Source organism: Mucilaginibacter rigui, from assembly GCF_014773275.1.
Taxonomy (GTDB): Bacteria; Bacteroidota; Bacteroidia; order Sphingobacteriales; family Sphingobacteriaceae; genus Mucilaginibacter; species Mucilaginibacter rigui_A.
This window is the reverse complement of record NZ_JACWMW010000001.1, coordinates 311,517-328,644: the sequence shown is the minus strand read 5'-3', so window position 1 is coordinate 328,644 and position 17,128 is coordinate 311,517. Positions and strand designations below refer to the sequence as shown.

Below are 17,128 nucleotides of genomic sequence, written 5' to 3'. Positions count from 1 at the left end.
AGATATTACCTAAAATAAAAAAGACCGGCCTGATAAACAAGCCGGTCTTTTTTATGCTATGCTCACAAATTACTCAATGTAGCTTTCCAATATTTTAAAGCCCGATGTGGTTTTCAACTCAACCATATCAACTGTTTTTGGCAACAGGATACATTCGCCCATTTTTACCGGGTAAGCCAAATCGTTATGTTTTATAGTGTATCCGCCTTCAATACAAACATGTATCACAAACGAATCGAGGTTGGAGTAATCTTTATCAACGCTGTGGGTAAAATCAAGCACGTTGGTAGTAAAGTACGGGCAGGTTACCAGGTGTACATCCTCATTCTTTTTAGGTGTGTACAGGGTTTTATATTCCGGGTAATGTTTGTAGTCGATAGCGGCAAGGGCTTCTTCTGTATGCAGTTCGCGTTTGTTGCCTTTATCATCAACACGGTCAAAATCGTAAATGCGGTAAGTTATATCGGATGTTTGCTGAATTTCGGCAATTAGCAGGCCTTTACCAATGGTGTGTACACGGCCGGCAGGTAAAAAGAAAACATCGCCCGCTTTTACATCTTCCCTGTTCAGGATATCCATAATACGCCCGCTGTTTAAAGCATCCACATATTCTTTCTCGGTCATTTCGCGGTTAAAGCCGGCTATCAGGCTACTGCCCGGATCAGCTTCTATCACATACCACATTTCGGTTTTACCGAAGGAGTTGTGGCGTTTTTTAGCCAACTCATCATTAGGGTGCACCTGTACGCTCAGGTCGTCATTGGCATCAATAAATTTAACCAGCAAAGGGAAGATGTTGCCAAAATGCTTGTATACCTTCTCACCTACCAGTTCGCCCTGAAATTTCTCCAGCAGCTCTGCCAACGATTGTCCTTTCAACTCGCCGCTTTCTACAACAGAAACATCGGACTTTACGCCCGAGATCTCCCAGGTTTCGCCACAGTTTGGCAAATTGCCAATATTTTTGTGCAGATAGGTTTCTATTTTATGGCCGCCCCATATTTTGTCTTTAAATATGGTTTTAAATTTTAATGGATATAATGATGACATGCTGGTATATGCTTGTTTGTCCGGCTAAGGTAGGGATTTTGCATAAGCCATAAACAAGCTTTTCTAAAAAACATACCCATAGCATAAATATTAGCTTTATAATACTCAGTTAAATAAAAAAATTAATTTTGTTGGATAAACTTTATCCACTACATGTCAGCCTTTGTATCATTCAAAAAAATTCTTTCAATTTCTGTTTTAGTGCTGCTTATGTATATCAACGCGCAGGCACAAAGCACCCAAAAATTCGCATTTGAACTACCCGAAAACAAAATAAGCTATAGCCTTTATAACAAAATAAGTGTGGCGGATATCCGCAAGGATACTACCAGCATGGGTGTTATACAAACGGGTGCTTTTAATAAAATGACAAAGGTTATAGCAAAAGAACCACTTAACGTTCAGTTTAATAAAATTTAAACTGCATTAACAGATAGTACAGCAAAACCACAGGAATTGTTGATCCAAATCAGGCAGTTAAGCTTTGCAGAAGTTACCGGCTCATTTAAAGAAAATGGATATTTTTATTTAAGGGCAGGTTTGTATGCAAAGCAGCCCAATGGTTACCAGGAAATTAAAACCATTGATACGATAAGTCAGATCTCGTCGGGAGTTGATGTCACTAAGGCCCTGCTGCAACGTGGCAGCGAAACTATTTCCGGCTTTATAGCATCCAACCTTAATAAAGCACCAGCCGCCGAAAAAACTTACAGTTATACCGACCTAATAAAAATAGACAGTGTAGAAAAGCGCAACCTAAAGGTATATAACACCAGCCGCTACACCGACGGATTGTATCTAACCTATAAATCATTTTGTGACCAGGTGCCCGATGCGCCAATCATCGTAACCAATAATTTTATTGATTATACCATGAAAACACCCGGCGAAAATGGGAAACTAAAGAAGGTAAAATCTGATAAAGTTTACGCGGTAGTTTATCAGGGGCAGGCATACATCGCTACCAAATACGACTATTACCTTTTGAAAAAGACAAACGATGATTTCTTTTTTACCGGTAAAGCATCAGCTACGCCAAGTGCTGTTGGTATGATAACCGCCAGGGCATTTTTTGGGATACTTGGTACATTGGCAGCATCAAATGCCGAAGCCACCTTTGAAATGAAGATAGACCACCTTAATGGCGATTTCATACGGATAAAAGAAATAGTAGACCCCAATGCCGGTAAATACGATTATAATTAAGTTGATAATACAAGTATTTTAAACGTAAAAAGCCCGCTCTTTTCAGAACGGGCTTTTTACATTATACCGGGATAAATTATTTACCCAATTTTGCTTTTAAGTTTTCGTTGATAGCCTCTAAAAACTCTTCGGTGTATAGGTAATCGGTACCGTGTTCAACTTTTGGTTTTATGGTGATGGCCAAATCTTTGGTCATTTTACCGCTTTCAACAGTTTCAATACAAACTTCTTCTAACGCTTTACAGAAGTTAACCAGTTCCTGGTTACCATCCAGTATCCCACGGAACTCTAAACCGCGTGTCCATGCAAATATAGACGCAATAGGGTTTGTAGATGTTGGGCGGCCTGCCTGGTGCTCGCGGTAGTGGCGGGTTACTGTACCGTGTGCTGCTTCAGCTTCCATAACAGTACCATCCGGTGTAACCAAAGTAGAGGTCATTAAACCTAATGAACCAAAGCCCTGCGCTACGGTGTCGCTCTGTACGTCGCCATCATAGTTTTTACAAGCCCAAACAAAGTTACCGTTCCATTTAAGGGCCGATGCAACCATGTCATCAATTAAGCGGTGCTCGTATGTAATGCCTGCTTCGGCAAACTTAGTTTTGTAATCTGCCTGGTAGATCTCTTCAAAAATATCTTTAAAACGGCCATCGTATTTTTTAAGGATGGTGTTTTTGGTTGACAGATATAAAGGCCAGCCTTTCATCAGCGCCTGGTTAAAACAAGCATGTGCAAAACCGCGGATAGACTCGTCGGTATTATACATAGCCAATGCAACGCCGTCGCCTTTAAAGTTATACACTTCAAATGATTGCTCTGCACCGCCATCTTCGGGCGTAAATTTTATAGTTAATTTACCTTTGCCTTTGGTTACAAAATCGGTAGCGCGGTACTGATCGCCAAAAGCGTGGCGGCCAATGCATATAGGGGCTGTCCAGTTTGGAACAAGGCGCGGCACGTTTGCCATAACAATGGGCTCGCGGAAAACCGTACCATCTAATATATTACGGATGGTACCATTTGGCGACCTCCACATTTGTTTTAAGCCAAATTCTTCAACACGCTGCTCATCAGGTGTAATGGTGGCACATTTAATACCTACACCATATTTTAAAATAGCGTTGGCAGCATCAATGGTAACCTGGTCGTCGGTCTCATCACGATACTCGATACCAAGGTCATAATATTTTATATCCAGGTCAAGATAAGGGGTGATCAGTTTATCTTTTATAAATTTCCAGATGATGCGGGTCATTTCATCACCATCCAGCTCAACTACCGGGTTTTCTACTTTAATTTTTGACATACCTGATTTATGGTTAATTTTATTTAAACGGCTTCAAACTTACATAAAATTTTATTTGTAAAAATTCATGTGCCCAACTAATTGACAAAAAATAAACCAAAAATTTATCCCTTACTTATTGATAGGTTTATAGCTGCTAAAATCAATCGCTAAATACCTCTTTTTAAGCATTATAAACAATTAATTAAAAGATATTATTGATTTTTAAAACTTTGATACTACTTTTATAAAAATTAAACACCTGCTAATCAGCACTACCACCGCTCTTATATATGACAAAGTTGCTTATTAAAACAACCGTATTCACCTTAGTATTATCAGCAATAACATTGGTATCAAAAGCACAGTTAGGCTATGATTATGCACAGTATGATATTGGCTTTGGCGGTAGCCTAAACCAGTTATATGGGGATGCCGAGATTGTAAAAACCAAACCCGCCGCGCATGTAAACTTCACTTACAACCAAACACCTTTTGTTAATTATGTGGTTGAGATACAAGCTGGCACGCTTGAAGGTGGTGATGCCTACAAAACACTATCGGGCAGGTTTTTTAAAAATAATTTTACGGCATTGGTTTTCAGGGGGCAGTTACAGGCCGGCGAGATCATCGACTACTCGCAAAGTGGCGTGATGAACGTACTTAAAAACTTTTACGTATCTACAGGGTTGGGGTATATTTTAAATGATATAAAAAACGACCCTCAGCATTACAACAACGTATCAAACACCGACCCGCAATTTACAACTCCCGGGCTTATTAAAAGCAACGAGCTTTATATTCCTGCACGCCTTGGATATGAGTTTAAGTTGTTTAACCAGTATGGCCAGCCATCATTTAAAGTTGACCTGGGTGCGCAATACAATATGGATTTTACTGATAATATGGATGGTTTTACTGCCGGCAAAAGCAAGGATAAAATGATCCAGTATTCTATTACTTTTAAGTTTGCCCTGGGCGATGTTACATCTTATCGCAAGCAAATAAATTAATACAGAGTATTGCCTCCGTACTAATTTTTTGGCAGGGTTTTTAGTGTATATAAAGCAAAACTATAACTATGATACCTGATAACCAAAACCCGGATTTTGTTACTGACCCAGAGGACAGAGACACCCCATTAAACGATAACAGTAACGAGGCTGCCGATAGCGAAAACCTGAACTACGACGAAACTACCAACAGTTACGAGTACGACGTAAAAGGCGATAATCCCGATTACGACCATCCCGACCCTTACGATACTTCTGCTAAAGATGGCGAAGATATGAACTCGACCTACGATGAGGCCAACCCCTATGATACCCAAGGCGAATACGACGAAAACCGGTCGTTAGAAACCGATGTCGAAAACTTAGGTATGCATATTGACAGCGGTAAAATTGTAGAAACAAACCCGCGCGATGCCGCTTTGGCACACACACCCGAGGATGACCGCGATGATCTTGATGAAGAAGGTTATCCTAAAAATGATACACCACGCGTATAAAGATCGGTGGTTGGTTTTAACCACAGGGTACACAAAGAATATATTTGTTCATTACACAGAGAGCACAGCGGTTTTAATATTCCTCTGTGCTCTCCGTGTATATCTTAATGCTCTCTGTGGTTAAATCTTAGATCCTAATCAAAGTCCAAATTAAACTTATTCTTAAGTTCAATAAGCTGTGGGTTTTTGGCCGCCAGGTACTGGAATTTTTCCATTGCGGTATAAGGCCTCCGGGCAACGGTTTGCTCATCAACACGGGCATTAACCTCAATACTAAAGTTCTTTAATGTGGTGCGCAAAAAGTTCAGCAGGTATGGGCGCTCGTCCCTGAATGCCATCTCCTGTACTTTGTTAGCTACCGGCACTTCAAAAGTTTCGGGGCCAAGTACTATTGGCGTAACCGAGGTAAATATAGTATATAATGTTGCCGGCTTACCATCAGCCTTTAGCTTTGCCCCATGGTTGGTCCACAGTTGTAAAAAACGGTCAATGGTAAAAGCTTCTTTATCGGTACCTTTTAAATAAGGGTCTTCTTCTTCAAGCGCGGCCTCTTCTACCTGCTTGCCCAAATCTTTTAATGATGGGATCTTAACAGAGGTAGCTGCCGAATGTACATTAGGGATAAACACCTTTGGTTTTTCGGCAGGCGGCTCGGGCTTGGTGCCGGCAACCGGTATTGCCATTGATGGCGTAGCCGGAGGGCTAACCGGCTGAGTGGCTTTGTTATAAGTAACCGGGTTATCCCTGGCTACGGTCATCTCGTCTGCAACAACTGGTGCTGGCGGGGTATTATTTACTGAGGTATCAGGTTTTTTTTTTACCTCCCCGTTTGGGGCAGCACCATTTTCGGTCAGCGGCATAGCCGCCAGATTAAACACCGAGAGCAGGTTGCTCATCTTCAGCAAAGCAAGCTCTACCTGTAAGCGTTGGTTTTTACTAAGCTTGTAGCTAATATCGCACTGGTTGGCAATATTCATTGCCGATAACAGGAACGATACGGATGCAGCCTGCGATTGCTGCAGGTAACGCGCCTTAATGGTTTCGCTAACTTCCAGCAATTTTATAGTTGATGCATCCTTACCCACCAGCAGGTTACGGAAATGCTCTGACAGGCCCGATATAAAATGAGCGCCGTCAAATCCCTTGCCCAATATCTCATCAAACAAAAGCAGCGATTGGGCGCTGTCTTCGCCTAAAAGCTTATCAGTTATATTAAAATAGTAATCGTAATCAAGTATGTTCAGGTTATCAATAACCGAGCGATAGGTAACATTGCCGCCGCTAAAGCTCACAATCTGGTCAAACATTGACAGGGCATCGCGCAGGCCGCCATCTGCTTTTTGGGCGATTATGTGCAGGCCGTCGTTCTCGTACGTAATGTTTTCTTTTTGGGCGATGTTTGCCAGGTGGCCGGCCATGTCATCCACCTTTATGCGGTTAAAATCAAAGATCTGGCAACGCGAAAGGATGGTGGGCAATATCTTATGCTTCTCGGTAGTGGCCAGTATAAATATGGCGTAGTTAGGTGGTTCCTCAAGTGTTTTCAGAAAGGCGTTAAACGCCGCCTGCGATAGCATGTGCACCTCATCAATAATATACACCTTGTAGCGTGCGGCTTGTGGCGGTATGCGTACCTGGTCTATCAGGCTACGGATATCATCAACCGAGTTGTTTGATGCTGCATCCAGCTCATGCACGTTAAACGAGTTACCATTCTGGAAAGCACGGCAGCTGTCGCACTCGCCGCAGGCCTCGCCATTGGGCTGTAAATTTGTACAGTTTATGGTTTTTGCAAGGATACGCGCGCAGGTAGTTTTACCTACTCCCCTTGGCCCGCAGAATAAAAATGCCTGCGCCAGCTGATTATTCTTAATAGCGTTTTTTAACGTATTAGTTATATGCTGCTGGCCTACAACGGTTTCGAATGTAGCCGGGCGGTATTTGCGTGCCGAAACAATGAAATTATCCACAGGCACTAAGTTAGCAAGAAAATGCTTTACCCCAAAACCTCAAAAATGGATTGTGAATAACTTGGATGTGCGCCTCTATTTCACATCGCCATTTGGCATATGATCGTCGTCCTCAGGGTCGGGTTCACCAACATCATCGCCGGTGCGGATCTCACGCATATCGTCCTCAAACTCCATCTGGTCATCAAAATCCTCGTCCTCTTCGTCGTTCCAGTCGCCCTCAACAAGGGGTTCTTCTGCAGGTGGCGTAAGGTTTAAATCATCCGCAAAATCTTCTGCATTATCAGGGTCGGGCTGTTGGCTGGCAAACTGCATAATAGTTGTTTTTTATGATAAAGACAATTTGGCAAGTAATTATGTTTTACAAAACATCAATCGCAGTAATTTCTTTCACCTTATAATACCCTTTGGCCGCAGGCAGGTAAACTTCTATTTCCTGCCAGGTAATTTTAAGTTTTTTTCCGGCAAGCCTTGTTGTTCCGTCCATAAAAGTTTCTGACCCTGCAAACTGTTTTAACCATAAATATGACTTTTCGCTCCCTTCGCTGCTAATAACCACGTAGTTAAACCCTTTATTATCAACACGTTTAAAAACACCTGTAGATGTTTTGGTTTCTGCCTCGTCGCTTTCATCGCCATTGGCACCACTTTTTTCGGCCATTTTAATGGCCAGTTGCATAAAGCCATCACACTTTTGTTTCATCAGGTTAATGCCAATATCGGTACCAATTTTATTCATGGCCTCATGATCAGTAAATTCCACATGCCTTTCGGCGGCAACATCCGGCAAAAGATCAACTTGATTAGTAAAGCAATCCATAAAGGCTTGTTTTGCCTCCTTAGCACTTTTTAATTTTGATTTATCAAGCTTAGTAATACAATCGCAAAGGGCGTTGGTAAGTTTGGTTTCGGCCGGGCCTGCGGTGGTTTGCGCCTTACCAAGTGTAACGGTAGCTGTAAGAGATAACAGAAGTAAAAATTTTTTCATTTGATTATGTGCGTATTTCAGGTTGTTAAAATACAACTATTCCCGCTTTGATTATAAAATAATTCTGCCTACATTTGCAGCCCCGATATACAGGGATAAATAATTAAAAATCAAAATAATAATGCAACAGTACGAAATCGTGATCGTTCTAACCCCGTTGTTATCAGATGAAACTGCTAAAGAGGCAATTGCCAAATTCAGCAAAACATTAACTGATAACGGAGCCGAAATTGTCCAGGAGGATAATTGGGGTTTGAGAAAATTAGCGTACCCTATCCAAAAGAAAACTACAGGGTACTATCACTTAACTGAATTCAAGGCTCCGGGTGAATTAATTAATAAACTGGAAGTTGAATTAAGGCGCGACGAGCGTGTGTTACGCTTCCTTACTATTGCTTTGGATAAACACGCCATTGCTTACAACGACAAAAAACGCAGCGGTGCTTTTAACAAAAAGCCTGCAGCTAAAGTGGAGGAAAACAACTAATGGCAAACGACCAAATTAAATACGTTACCGCTCCAAAAGTGGAGGATAACCGTAAAAAATACTGCCGTTTTAAAAAGAATGGTATTAAGTATATCGATTACAAAGACGCTAACTTTTTATTAAAGTTTATTAACGACCAGGGTAAAGTATTACCTCGCCGTTTAACAGGTACTTCATTGAAGTTTCAGCGTAAAGTGGCACAGGCTGTTAAGCGTGCGCGCCACATCGGTTTATTACCTTATGTTACAGACTCATTAAAATAATCGGAGGTAAAAAGCAATGGAAGTTATTTTAAAACAAGACGTAAAAAACCTCGGCGATAAAGACGATGTAGTGAATGTAAAGCCAGGTTATGGCCGCAATTTCCTTATCCCTAAAGGTTACGCAATATTAGCAACTGAAAGCGCGCGCAAAGTTTTAGCAGAAAACTTAAAGCAAGCTCAGTTTAAACAAGAAAAAATACGCAAAGATGCGGATGCTATCGCTGCTAAATTAGAAGGCGTTAAGCTTACTATTGGCGCTAAAGCAGGCGAAAGCGGCAAAATTTTCGGTGCTATCAATACCATCCAGGTAGCTGATGCATTAAAGAAAGAAGGTTTTGAAGTTGACCGTCGCCGCATTACTTTTGACCAGGAGCCAAAATTTGTTGGTGATTACACCGCAATTGTGAACCTGCATAAAGAAGTTAAAGTTCAGGTACCTTTCTCAGTTGTTGCTGAGTAATTAACCCGGAACTCATAAACGCAAAAGGTGTTTAGTTTAGGCTAAACACCTTTTTGCGTTTAATAAAGATTATACAGACATTAGGGCATCAAAAATTACATGGCAAAAAAAACACAAAGCCGCAAAAGCAGCAGCAAAACCAAAGGATTTTTTAATACCGGCATTGTAAGGCTTATTTTACGCGTGGTTAAGCTAATTGCCATTGTATTTGTTGCGGCAAGTTTATTTGGCGTTCTGTTATTCAAATTTGTAAACCCGCCCTTTACCTGGCTAATGATACAGCGCGGCTTTGAACGAAAGGCAGATGGTAAAGACTGGAAGATTGACAAAAAATGGGTTGACTTTGACCAGATTGCCGACCCTATGAAACGCGCCGCAGTAGCTGCCGAAGACCAAAGTTTTTTGGAGAACCACGGTTTTGATTTTAAAGCGATTGAACGCGCCATTCAAAAAAACGCTAAAAGCAAAAAATTGATAGGCGGAAGTACCATTACACAGCAAACAGCCAAAAACGTTTTCCTGTACCCGGGCCGCTCTATTGTACGCAAGGGTTTCGAGGCCTGGTTCACCATACTGATAGAAGCCTTTTGGGGGAAGAAACGCATAATGGAGGTTTACCTCAACGTAATTGAAATGGGCGATGGCATTTACGGCATAGAGGCCGCATCACAGGCATATTTTCACAAACCGGCATCGCAGCTTACCAAAAGGCAATCAGCAGCCATAGCGGTAATATTCCCGAGCCCCTTACGCTGGAGTGCTACCAACCCTACCCCCTATTTAAGGCACAGGCAATACCTCATCATGAAAAACATGCGCAGGCTTGGGCCGCTGGAGTTTTAAAGATTTGAGCGATATTTAAGCAACAAATTTCTGCTTATGCCAAAGATCTAAATTATAAATAATCTTATGCCTAAAGCCATGTTAACGCCTCAGCAACAAGTAACCGAACATATCCAAAACCTCGATCCTGCTATACGCGATGTGATAGAAATGCTCAGGCAGATTATTTTAGATACCCACAGCGAGATTGCCGAACAGATAAAATGGAACAACCCCAGTTTTTATTATACCGGTGAATTGGCCCCATTTGACCCAAAGGAATATAAGCGGGACATAATTGTAATGAACCTGCATAAAAAACGCATTATGTTGGTACTTCCCAGCGGTGCAAAGATAAACGACACCTCGGGGTTGTTAGAAGGCGATTACAAAGACGGCAGGCGCCTGGCCATTTTTAAAGACATGGCTGATGTAAAAGCAAAAGCTGATGCTTTACAAGGTATTATTAAGCAATGGATAAGCTTGATTGATAAATAGGTTAGAACTTATGATGGTAAACTTTATAAAGTATCTGTCAGCTAAACATCGTTACCATCTGTTTTTTAAATAATAGCGACAACGCTTTGTCAGACCCATAAATATTAAATTGCTGATAATTAAATACTTAAAAATATTCATGGTGTTCACATGTGTGAACATGAACAAAACCGTCAAAAACACAGTTCCTATTTATACTTCCAATGCCGTGTTTTACCTTCGCTCATCCAGGCCAACCCTTCAGCTAAACGCTTGTTACGGGTAGCTTCTGTTTTGGCATCTTCAAACCAGGTTATGTATTCCTTTTTTTGGGAGGGACTGAATTTTTCAAAATATTCTTTTGCCTCCCGGTTTTTATCAAGCAACTGGCTGAGGTACTCAGGAGTATCTGTTGATATAATTACCCGCGGGGGTACTGTCTTTTTCACAGTTTTTTTTACAGATGGCACACTCTTTAACTCCATAGCCTGCCTAATATACCAGATAAGTATATCGTCGCCTGGCAGATCTGCCAGGGTGGTTAATTTGCCAATACTACCTGCATTGCCTTCATCCTTTATCAGCCCGTGCGGATCGGGCAAAGAACCGGCCTTCCAGAAACCGAAACCGCAATGCTGCTTAAAAGCCATCATAAAGCACAATACACCATCATACTCAAAAAACGGAGCGCTCCATTTTATAGTTTCAGTTATCTCTGGCGATGCTTTATGTACCAGCTCGCGCAGGTGGTTTAAAATGGGCTTTGCAAAATCTGCCGATTTTTCGATATACGCGTCTACCTGTGCATCAAATTTTTCCATTATGCAATTTAATGAAAAATTTATTTCAATAAATCTTTTAAGTCAGGATGCGATTGCGAGGCCAGGAACTCCGTTATTTCAAATTCAGCCAGCCTGTGCTGATGAAAGGGATCCTCGGCAATGATCATCTCCAATATTTCTTTTGAATCGGCCTGGGCGACGATAATGCCCCCTGTACGCGGCACTTTACGGCCACTCATGATAAATACATCAGCTGTATAATACTTCTTCAGGTATTTCACATGAGCTTCCATGTGAAAATCAAGTTTTTCGAGCGGAACGGTATAATGCAGATTGATTATAAACATTTTGAAAAAAAATTAAGTAAATTAACTTAAACAATATTACATTTATGATTTAGATTGATACCTAAACCAAGTATGTCAAACAAATCTTTTACGCTTATTGCTTTAATACTCTTTTGCTTAATCTTCTCCTGCAAAAAGTCAACCACACCTGATCCTGTTAAGCCCGAAGAAACTAAAATTAATAAAACCTTACTCACCGGTTGGTGGGCCCCTGTTGAGAAAAACAATGCCAGAATATATTTTGGAGAGGACAATTTCTTTTACCAGGATACTATAACAAAAGCTGGTGAAAAAAATGTAAGCGCACCTATTGCCGGGTTTTGGAGTTTAAGTGGCAACGACATTAAATGTAAACAAACACCTACAGGTACCGATTTAAAAGCTTTTACGGTTGAAAGTTTAATTGCCGGCAAGCTTATCGTAAAAGGCGGAAATACGACCATTAGCTATTCCAAAGTTAACCTCCCCGCAATTACATCTCCTGCAATTACCACTATAGCCGGTAATGGAACTATAGGCTACAGCGGTGATGGTGGCCTGGCCGTAAATGCTTCTTTAAGCGGCGATATTAGAGGCATGGTTATAGATAAGGCAGGAAACTTATATTTTTGTGATTACACTAATAATGTTGTTAGAAAGATCACAACCGACGGGAAAATAAGTACAGTTATAGGATCGGGGAAAAAATATGAATACGGTATTGAACGTAAACCTTACATTGATGGCTCGAATGCCACATCAGCGGATATTTTATCGCCTTTAGACCTCGCATTGGACGCCGATGGTAATCTTTACGTTTCTGAAGATGTAAGCGACTATGGCCGGATAGACAAAATAACCCCCGACGGAAAAATTTATTTGGTAGCGGGCTCAAAGAATCCCCCTTCTAAAGATATCGGTGATGGCGGCTTAGCTACCAAAGCAACTTTAAGTGAACCGGCTGGTTTGGCATTTGATAAACAAGGTAATCTTTATGTTGCCGACATACGAAATTACCGGATACGAAAGATATCTTCAAAAACTAAAATCATCACTACCATTGCAGGCAACGGTAATGGAGAGGTGATTAGCCCCATTGAAAATGCACTTGCAACATCTACCGAAATACAACCTATTTTTTTGTCTATAGATGCTAACGATAACATTTACTATACTGATATTACCCGTATAGGAATTAGAAAAATAACGGCATCAACCGGCAAAATAACCACCATAACTAATAGCTCGATCAAAAACAGTGCTAATAGTGGCGACGGTGGGTTAATTTCTAATGCTTATGCAGGATGGCCTTGGGGACTTTGCCAGGCCAACAATGGCGATATTTATTTTATCACTGATTTTGCATCTTTAAGGAAAATCAGTAACGCAACCAACATTGTGACAAAGGTAGCCGGTAACGGTTACAGTGGTTATATTGGTGAAGGGCCGCATGCTACTGCCTATTCACTTCAGGAAGCCTACCAGGTGGCATTGGATAACAGTGGCAACGCTTATGTTAGCCAGCCTGGCAGAATAAGCAAAATATCAATTAACTAACCAAATCTCTAAACAACTGGATGTGCCAGCTATCTTTAAACGGCACTTCCCATTTGGTTTGCAGTTCGGTTATGTTTTGGGCAAGATTGTTAAACACAATCGTTTCGGTGTTTATTTTACCAGCTTTTAGCAATTCTTCAAACTGGTGGCGGGGTACGGATAGTATCTCTTCACCATCGCGGTAGGCCAGGTTAAACCTGTCAAACAGGTTTATGCCAAAGTGCTGCTCCAACTGCTTCATAAAGTTCACCGATTTATCTATAGAGCAGCCACTTGCGCCGGCCTGGCTTTCGTCTACAAACAAAATCAGGAACCGGTTGTACCTTATTTCGGCTTTGGCAAGCAACTGGTTGTTATGGGCTGTCCACCCGGTAGTAAATTTATCCAGCAAAACCTGCGCTTGCAGCGTTTCGGCATCGGTTAATTTACGATCTGACTGGTATACCCAAACCCTTGAATGTGAAGAAAATTCCATATCACAAATTTATCAAATTATTACCTTGTGTTTATTATAAGTTGTCATGCAAACATCACTTCTGCCTAAGAAGAAAAAAGCGTTTATTGTTGCCATAATATCCCTTTCAGGGCTGTTTTTTGGCGGTTTAAGGCCGTTTTCTACCGAACAGGAGTGGATAACATGGGGTAACCGCTTCCTGAATGAAAGTTACGACCCTACGGTTGAACCTAAACTAAAGAAGTATGAAATAACACTCACTCCCGACCATTTCATCCGTCTCCGTAAAACTTATCAACAGGGTAAACAGGAGTATTATTCGTTTAACGTAAAGCGTTTTACCAACCTGGATTATATCCCCGGCACGGCAGCTACAGACACCCTGGAGATAAAAACCCAAACCGACGATATCATTTACCAAACCTACGAAGACCCTAAAGGCGATATAGATTCGATGGCCACAAGCTGGGATATCCCGGTAAAGAAAATGACGCAGCCCCGGGTTGATAGCTTGCGGCGGGCATTAACCTTTTTAAAAGGTAAGGCTTTATAAACCGTTGGCCCTAACTGTAATTTCGGCAATATCCAACACTTTTATTTCCTGCTCTTTTTCCATATGCTTTACGCCATCGGTAAGCATGGTCATGCAAAAAGGGCAGCCCGATGCTATTACGCTGGCACCGGTTTCTATTACGTCAAGCATGCGCTCGTCGTTAATGTCTTTATTGCCTTTTTCGGGTTCTTTAAACATTTGGGCGCCACCTGCACCGCAGCAAAGGCCGTTGCTTTTGCAGCGTTTCATTTCTACCAGTTCGGTATCCAGTATCTCTAAAGCCGCACGCGGGGCTTCGTAAACATTATTGCCACGGCCCAGGTAACATGGGTCATGGAAGGTTATCTTTCGGCCTTTAAAGCTTTCGCCACCTTCTGCTTTTAGCTTACCTTCATCAATCAATCCCTGTATCAGCTGTGTATGATGGATCACTTCGTAGGTACCACCAAGGCCGGGGTACTCATTACGGATGGTGTTGAAACAATGCGGGCAGCCGGTTACTATTTTTTTGATGTTATATCCGTTAAGCACTTCAATATTCACCATGGCCTGCATCTGGAACAAAAACTCGTTACCCGCGCGCTTGGCCGGGTCGCCGGTACAGCTTTCTTCGGTACCTAAAACCGCGTAACTGATGCCTACATGGTGCAGGATCTTGCAAATATTACGGGTTATTTTTTGTGCGCGCTCGTCAAAACTACCGGCACAGCCCACCCAAAAAAGTATCTCGGGTTCATTGCCTTCGGCAGCCATTTCGGCCATTGTTGGTATCTTTTGCTCCATTATTCTTCTTCGCTTATCTCGGTTATAAACTCGTTTATGCTGGTGTAGTTGGTAAATGTAATGGCCGAATTAATCTCGTTAAGCCTGTTCAAAATATCAAGGGCAACACCCAGGGCATCGCTCTCTATCCCATGCATATTAGCATCCCAGTTAATACCGGCAAGGGTATCGTTCTCGTTCATGCCCATGCACCAATCCTCTAAAAAAACGGTCAGGGGAATCTCTGTCGGCACAAAGCTTTTCCAGTCGTCGCGGGCGCTGGTTTTTGCAAGCCCCCTTTCCGACCAAAACGGCACTACAGCAATCTCATCGTTTTGGGCCGACTCGGCATTCGCCCAGCCTGTTTTACTTTTTAAGCCCCACACCAGTTTTGCGGCGGCTACTTTTTCTATAAACTGCTTGTATTTAACTTCTATCTCTTCTGCCATTTTTGTGTTCTATTCTTAATCAACCTTATCGCTTGCCGCCCAGTTCAACCTGTCGGCCTGGCTGTATTTCCACGGAGCGCCGTTGTTTTCCATATTGCCAAACATATTGTTAAGGCTTGCCGGCGCCTGTGATTCTTCCATTACCACGTAGCGGCGCATCTCGGTAATAATCTCAAGCGGGTTAATATTCACCGGGCAGGCCTCTGTACAGGCATTACAAGTGGTACAGGCCCACAACTCCTCGCGGGTGATATAATTATCCAGTAAAGTCTTATCGTCGGTGTAATCCTTGCCGTGCTTATCTATATTGTTACCAACCTCAACCAGCCTGTCGCGGGTATCCATCATGATTTTGCGGGGCGATAACAATTTGCCTGTAATATTTGCCGGACAAACAGATGTACACCTGCCACATTCGGTGCAGGTATAAGCCTCCATCAGGTTCTTCCAGGTGAGGTCGGTTACGTCCTTTACTCCAAAACGGCTAACCTCGGCAGGTTCTGGAACGAAAGAAGGATCGAGCATAGCCTTTACCTCGTTGGTAACCGATGCCATATCGGTAAACTCTCCTTTTGGTTTTAGGTTGGAGTAATACACATTAGGGAACGCCAGCAGTATGTGGAAATGTTTGGAATACGGCAGGTAGTTTAAGAATGCCAATATGCCGATAATATGGAACCACCAGCAGCCACGTTCAATGCCAGCTAAAGCGCCCGGGCCGGATGGCAGCAGTGGTGCTATAAACCCACTGATAGGGAAACTACCCGCTGTAGCATAATGGCCAAAATGTAAAAGCTGTAATTTATAGTCGGCGGCGTTCATGGTTAGGAAAGCCGTCATCAGTAATATTTCTATGGTGAGGATGTAGTTCGCGTCGGATTTTGGCCAGGCGGTCATTTCTGTACCGCTGAAGCGTTTTAATTTAAGGATGTTACGCCTTGCCAAAAACACCACGCATGATACCAGCACCAGCAGCGCCAATACCTCAAATCCACCTATCAGCAAGCCATATAAGCTGCCCAGTGGTTTTGAAAAGATACGGTGCGACCCGAAGATGCCATCAATCATGATCTCCAGCACCTCCAGATTAATGATCACAAAACCTACGTAAATAAAAAAGTGCATTACCGCCGCAATTGGGCGTTTTACCATTTTGGTTTGGCCTAAGGCAACTTTGGTCATTATTGCCCAGCGCTCGGCGGGGCGGTCGCTCCGGTCGGTATCGCGGCCTAAAAGTATGTTGCGGCGTACTTTGGCAACGTTTTTACCAAAAAGGTAAACAGCGCCAAGTAAAATGATGATAAATACGATTTGTGCGACCATTATATTATGCGTGCATAGTAATTTAAAGCTAAAGTAGGAATTTGATTTAAAGTAAAGGTAGATATTACCGAAATGTTTTGAACTTAGAATTTGTTTAAATAACCGTTGTTAAAAGCCCTGCAGAAAAAAACTAAAAATAATTTAGCACTGTAATTCACTGAAATTCAACCAAACAACGTAGCAATATGCCCCCTGCTCAACTAAAGTTGAAAAAAATGTTTCCAGAAATAAAAAAAACGCTACATTTGCAGACCTTAAACGGAGCGGTATCATAGCTCAGTCGGTAGAGCAAAGGACTGAAAATCCTTGTGTCGCTGGTTCGATCCCAGCTGATACCACACTTAAGTTAGCCTCTTAGTAATCACTAAGGGGCTTTTTTGTTACAGTATGCAGATGACCAATAC

At 42.1% G+C, this 17,128-nt stretch carries 22 protein-coding genes and 1 tRNA gene; 12 read left to right on the top strand and 11 right to left on the bottom strand.

The window, feature by feature from the left end; genetic code table 11:
* Positions 1-69 precede the first annotated feature (69 nt).
* On the bottom strand, positions 70-1,050 hold the full coding sequence (locus tag IDJ75_RS01475; RefSeq protein ID WP_191173846.1) for a type I phosphomannose isomerase catalytic subunit: 981 nt from the start codon (positions 1,048-1,050) through the stop codon (positions 70-72).
* 153 nt (positions 1,051-1,203) lie between these two features.
* On the opposite strand from IDJ75_RS01475, the gene IDJ75_RS01470 reads away from it, so the two are divergent.
* A complete protein-coding gene (locus IDJ75_RS01470; protein ID WP_191173845.1) occupies positions 1,204-1,470 on the top strand; it encodes a hypothetical protein in 267 nt (88 codons plus the stop codon).
* Positions 1,471-1,509: 39 nt separating this feature from the next.
* Positions 1,510-2,256 (top strand): hypothetical protein, encoded by a 747-nt coding sequence (locus IDJ75_RS01465; RefSeq protein WP_191173844.1) that lies wholly within the window; start codon positions 1,510-1,512, stop codon positions 2,254-2,256.
* A 76-nt stretch (positions 2,257-2,332) separates the two neighbouring features.
* On the opposite strand, the gene IDJ75_RS01460 is transcribed toward IDJ75_RS01465, so the two are convergent.
* A complete protein-coding gene (locus IDJ75_RS01460) occupies positions 2,333-3,562 on the bottom strand; it encodes an NADP-dependent isocitrate dehydrogenase (RefSeq protein WP_191173843.1) in 1,230 nt (409 codons plus the stop codon).
* Positions 3,563-3,834: 272 nt separating this feature from the next.
* On the opposite strand from IDJ75_RS01460, the gene IDJ75_RS01455 reads away from it, so the two are divergent.
* The gene (locus IDJ75_RS01455; RefSeq protein WP_191173842.1) at positions 3,835-4,554 is read left to right on the top strand and encodes a hypothetical protein; all 720 of its coding nucleotides are present in this window, start codon (positions 3,835-3,837) and stop codon (positions 4,552-4,554) included.
* Positions 4,555-4,622: 68 nt separating this feature from the next.
* Entirely contained in the window at positions 4,623-5,051 is a 429-nt protein-coding gene (locus IDJ75_RS01450; protein ID WP_191173841.1) for a hypothetical protein, read from the top strand.
* Between the two features lie 134 nt (positions 5,052-5,185).
* On the opposite strand, the gene IDJ75_RS01445 is transcribed toward IDJ75_RS01450, so the two are convergent.
* The 3 genes from IDJ75_RS01445 to IDJ75_RS01435 form a co-directional block, all read right to left on the bottom strand.
* Positions 5,186-7,021 (bottom strand): DNA polymerase III subunit gamma/tau, encoded by a 1,836-nt coding sequence (locus IDJ75_RS01445; RefSeq protein WP_191173840.1) that lies wholly within the window; start codon positions 7,019-7,021, stop codon positions 5,186-5,188.
* Between the two features lie 75 nt (positions 7,022-7,096).
* Positions 7,097-7,336, bottom strand: coding sequence for a hypothetical protein (locus IDJ75_RS01440; protein ID WP_191173839.1), 240 nt, complete (start codon positions 7,334-7,336; stop codon positions 7,097-7,099).
* Positions 7,337-7,382: 46 nt separating this feature from the next.
* Complete coding sequence (locus tag IDJ75_RS01435) at positions 7,383-8,009, bottom strand: hypothetical protein (protein WP_191173838.1); 627 nt, start codon at positions 8,007-8,009, stop codon at positions 7,383-7,385.
* Between the two features lie 121 nt (positions 8,010-8,130).
* On the opposite strand from IDJ75_RS01435, the gene rpsF reads away from it, so the two are divergent.
* The 5 genes from rpsF to IDJ75_RS01410 all read left to right on the top strand — a co-directional run bounded on the left by rpsF (position 8,131) and on the right by IDJ75_RS01410 (position 10,539).
* On the top strand, positions 8,131-8,496 hold the full coding sequence (gene rpsF, locus IDJ75_RS01430; RefSeq protein ID WP_191173837.1) for a 30S ribosomal protein S6: 366 nt from the start codon (positions 8,131-8,133) through the stop codon (positions 8,494-8,496).
* Positions 8,496-8,759, top strand: a complete 264-nt coding sequence (gene rpsR / locus IDJ75_RS01425) for a 30S ribosomal protein S18 (protein WP_067054791.1) — start codon at positions 8,496-8,498, stop codon at positions 8,757-8,759. Before rpsF ends, rpsR begins: the two co-directional genes overlap by 1 nt.
* Positions 8,760-8,775: 16 nt before the next feature.
* On the top strand, positions 8,776-9,219 hold the full coding sequence (gene rplI / locus IDJ75_RS01420; protein ID WP_191173836.1) for a 50S ribosomal protein L9: 444 nt from the start codon (positions 8,776-8,778) through the stop codon (positions 9,217-9,219).
* 99 nt (positions 9,220-9,318) lie between these two features.
* On the top strand, positions 9,319-10,062 hold the full coding sequence (mtgA, locus tag IDJ75_RS01415) for a monofunctional biosynthetic peptidoglycan transglycosylase (protein WP_191173835.1): 744 nt from the start codon (positions 9,319-9,321) through the stop codon (positions 10,060-10,062).
* Positions 10,063-10,128: 66 nt separating this feature from the next.
* Complete coding sequence (locus IDJ75_RS01410; RefSeq protein ID WP_191173834.1) at positions 10,129-10,539, top strand: DUF1801 domain-containing protein; 411 nt, start codon at positions 10,129-10,131, stop codon at positions 10,537-10,539.
* A 188-nt stretch (positions 10,540-10,727) separates the two neighbouring features.
* Here IDJ75_RS01410 and IDJ75_RS01405 read toward each other — a convergent pair whose 3' ends face one another.
* Together IDJ75_RS01405 and IDJ75_RS01400 are read right to left on the bottom strand one after the other, a co-directional pair.
* On the bottom strand, positions 10,728-11,339 hold the full coding sequence (locus IDJ75_RS01405; RefSeq protein WP_191173833.1) for a DUF1801 domain-containing protein: 612 nt from the start codon (positions 11,337-11,339) through the stop codon (positions 10,728-10,730).
* A 20-nt stretch (positions 11,340-11,359) separates the two neighbouring features.
* Entirely contained in the window at positions 11,360-11,647 is a 288-nt protein-coding gene (locus tag IDJ75_RS01400; protein ID WP_191173832.1) for a YciI family protein, read from the bottom strand.
* Positions 11,648-11,719: 72 nt separating this feature from the next.
* On the opposite strand from IDJ75_RS01400, the gene IDJ75_RS01395 reads away from it, so the two are divergent.
* Complete coding sequence (locus IDJ75_RS01395) at positions 11,720-13,183, top strand: NHL domain-containing protein (RefSeq protein ID WP_191173831.1); 1,464 nt, start codon at positions 11,720-11,722, stop codon at positions 13,181-13,183.
* Here IDJ75_RS01395 and IDJ75_RS01390 read toward each other — a convergent pair.
* Positions 13,176-13,658, bottom strand: a complete 483-nt coding sequence (locus IDJ75_RS01390) for an ABC transporter ATPase (protein ID WP_191173830.1) — start codon at positions 13,656-13,658, stop codon at positions 13,176-13,178. The genes IDJ75_RS01395 and IDJ75_RS01390 overlap by 8 nt on opposite strands.
* Before the next feature lie 46 nt (positions 13,659-13,704).
* Here IDJ75_RS01390 and IDJ75_RS01385 point away from each other — a divergent pair, with 46 nt between their 5' ends.
* Positions 13,705-14,190: a type 1 periplasmic-binding domain-containing protein gene (locus IDJ75_RS01385; protein WP_191173829.1), complete on the top strand. Its 486-nt coding sequence runs from the start codon at positions 13,705-13,707 to the stop codon at positions 14,188-14,190.
* Here IDJ75_RS01385 and IDJ75_RS01380 read toward each other — a convergent pair.
* From IDJ75_RS01380 to IDJ75_RS01370, 3 genes are read right to left on the bottom strand one after another with little or no spacing between them, the layout of a single operon-like run.
* Complete coding sequence (locus IDJ75_RS01380; protein WP_191173828.1) at positions 14,185-14,973, bottom strand: (Fe-S)-binding protein; 789 nt, start codon at positions 14,971-14,973, stop codon at positions 14,185-14,187. The two genes, IDJ75_RS01385 and IDJ75_RS01380, sit on opposite strands and share 6 nt — an antisense overlap.
* Positions 14,973-15,401, bottom strand: coding sequence for a DUF2750 domain-containing protein (locus IDJ75_RS01375; protein ID WP_191173827.1), 429 nt, complete (start codon positions 15,399-15,401; stop codon positions 14,973-14,975). Before IDJ75_RS01375 ends, IDJ75_RS01380 begins: the two co-directional genes overlap by 1 nt.
* Positions 15,402-15,416: 15 nt before the next feature.
* Positions 15,417-16,724: a (Fe-S)-binding protein gene (locus tag IDJ75_RS01370; RefSeq protein ID WP_191173826.1), complete on the bottom strand. Its 1,308-nt coding sequence runs from the start codon at positions 16,722-16,724 to the stop codon at positions 15,417-15,419.
* Between the two features lie 265 nt (positions 16,725-16,989).
* On the opposite strand from IDJ75_RS01370, the gene IDJ75_RS01365 reads away from it, so the two are divergent.
* A tRNA-Phe gene (locus IDJ75_RS01365) sits at positions 16,990-17,062 on the top strand.
* Positions 17,063-17,128 lie beyond the last annotated feature (66 nt).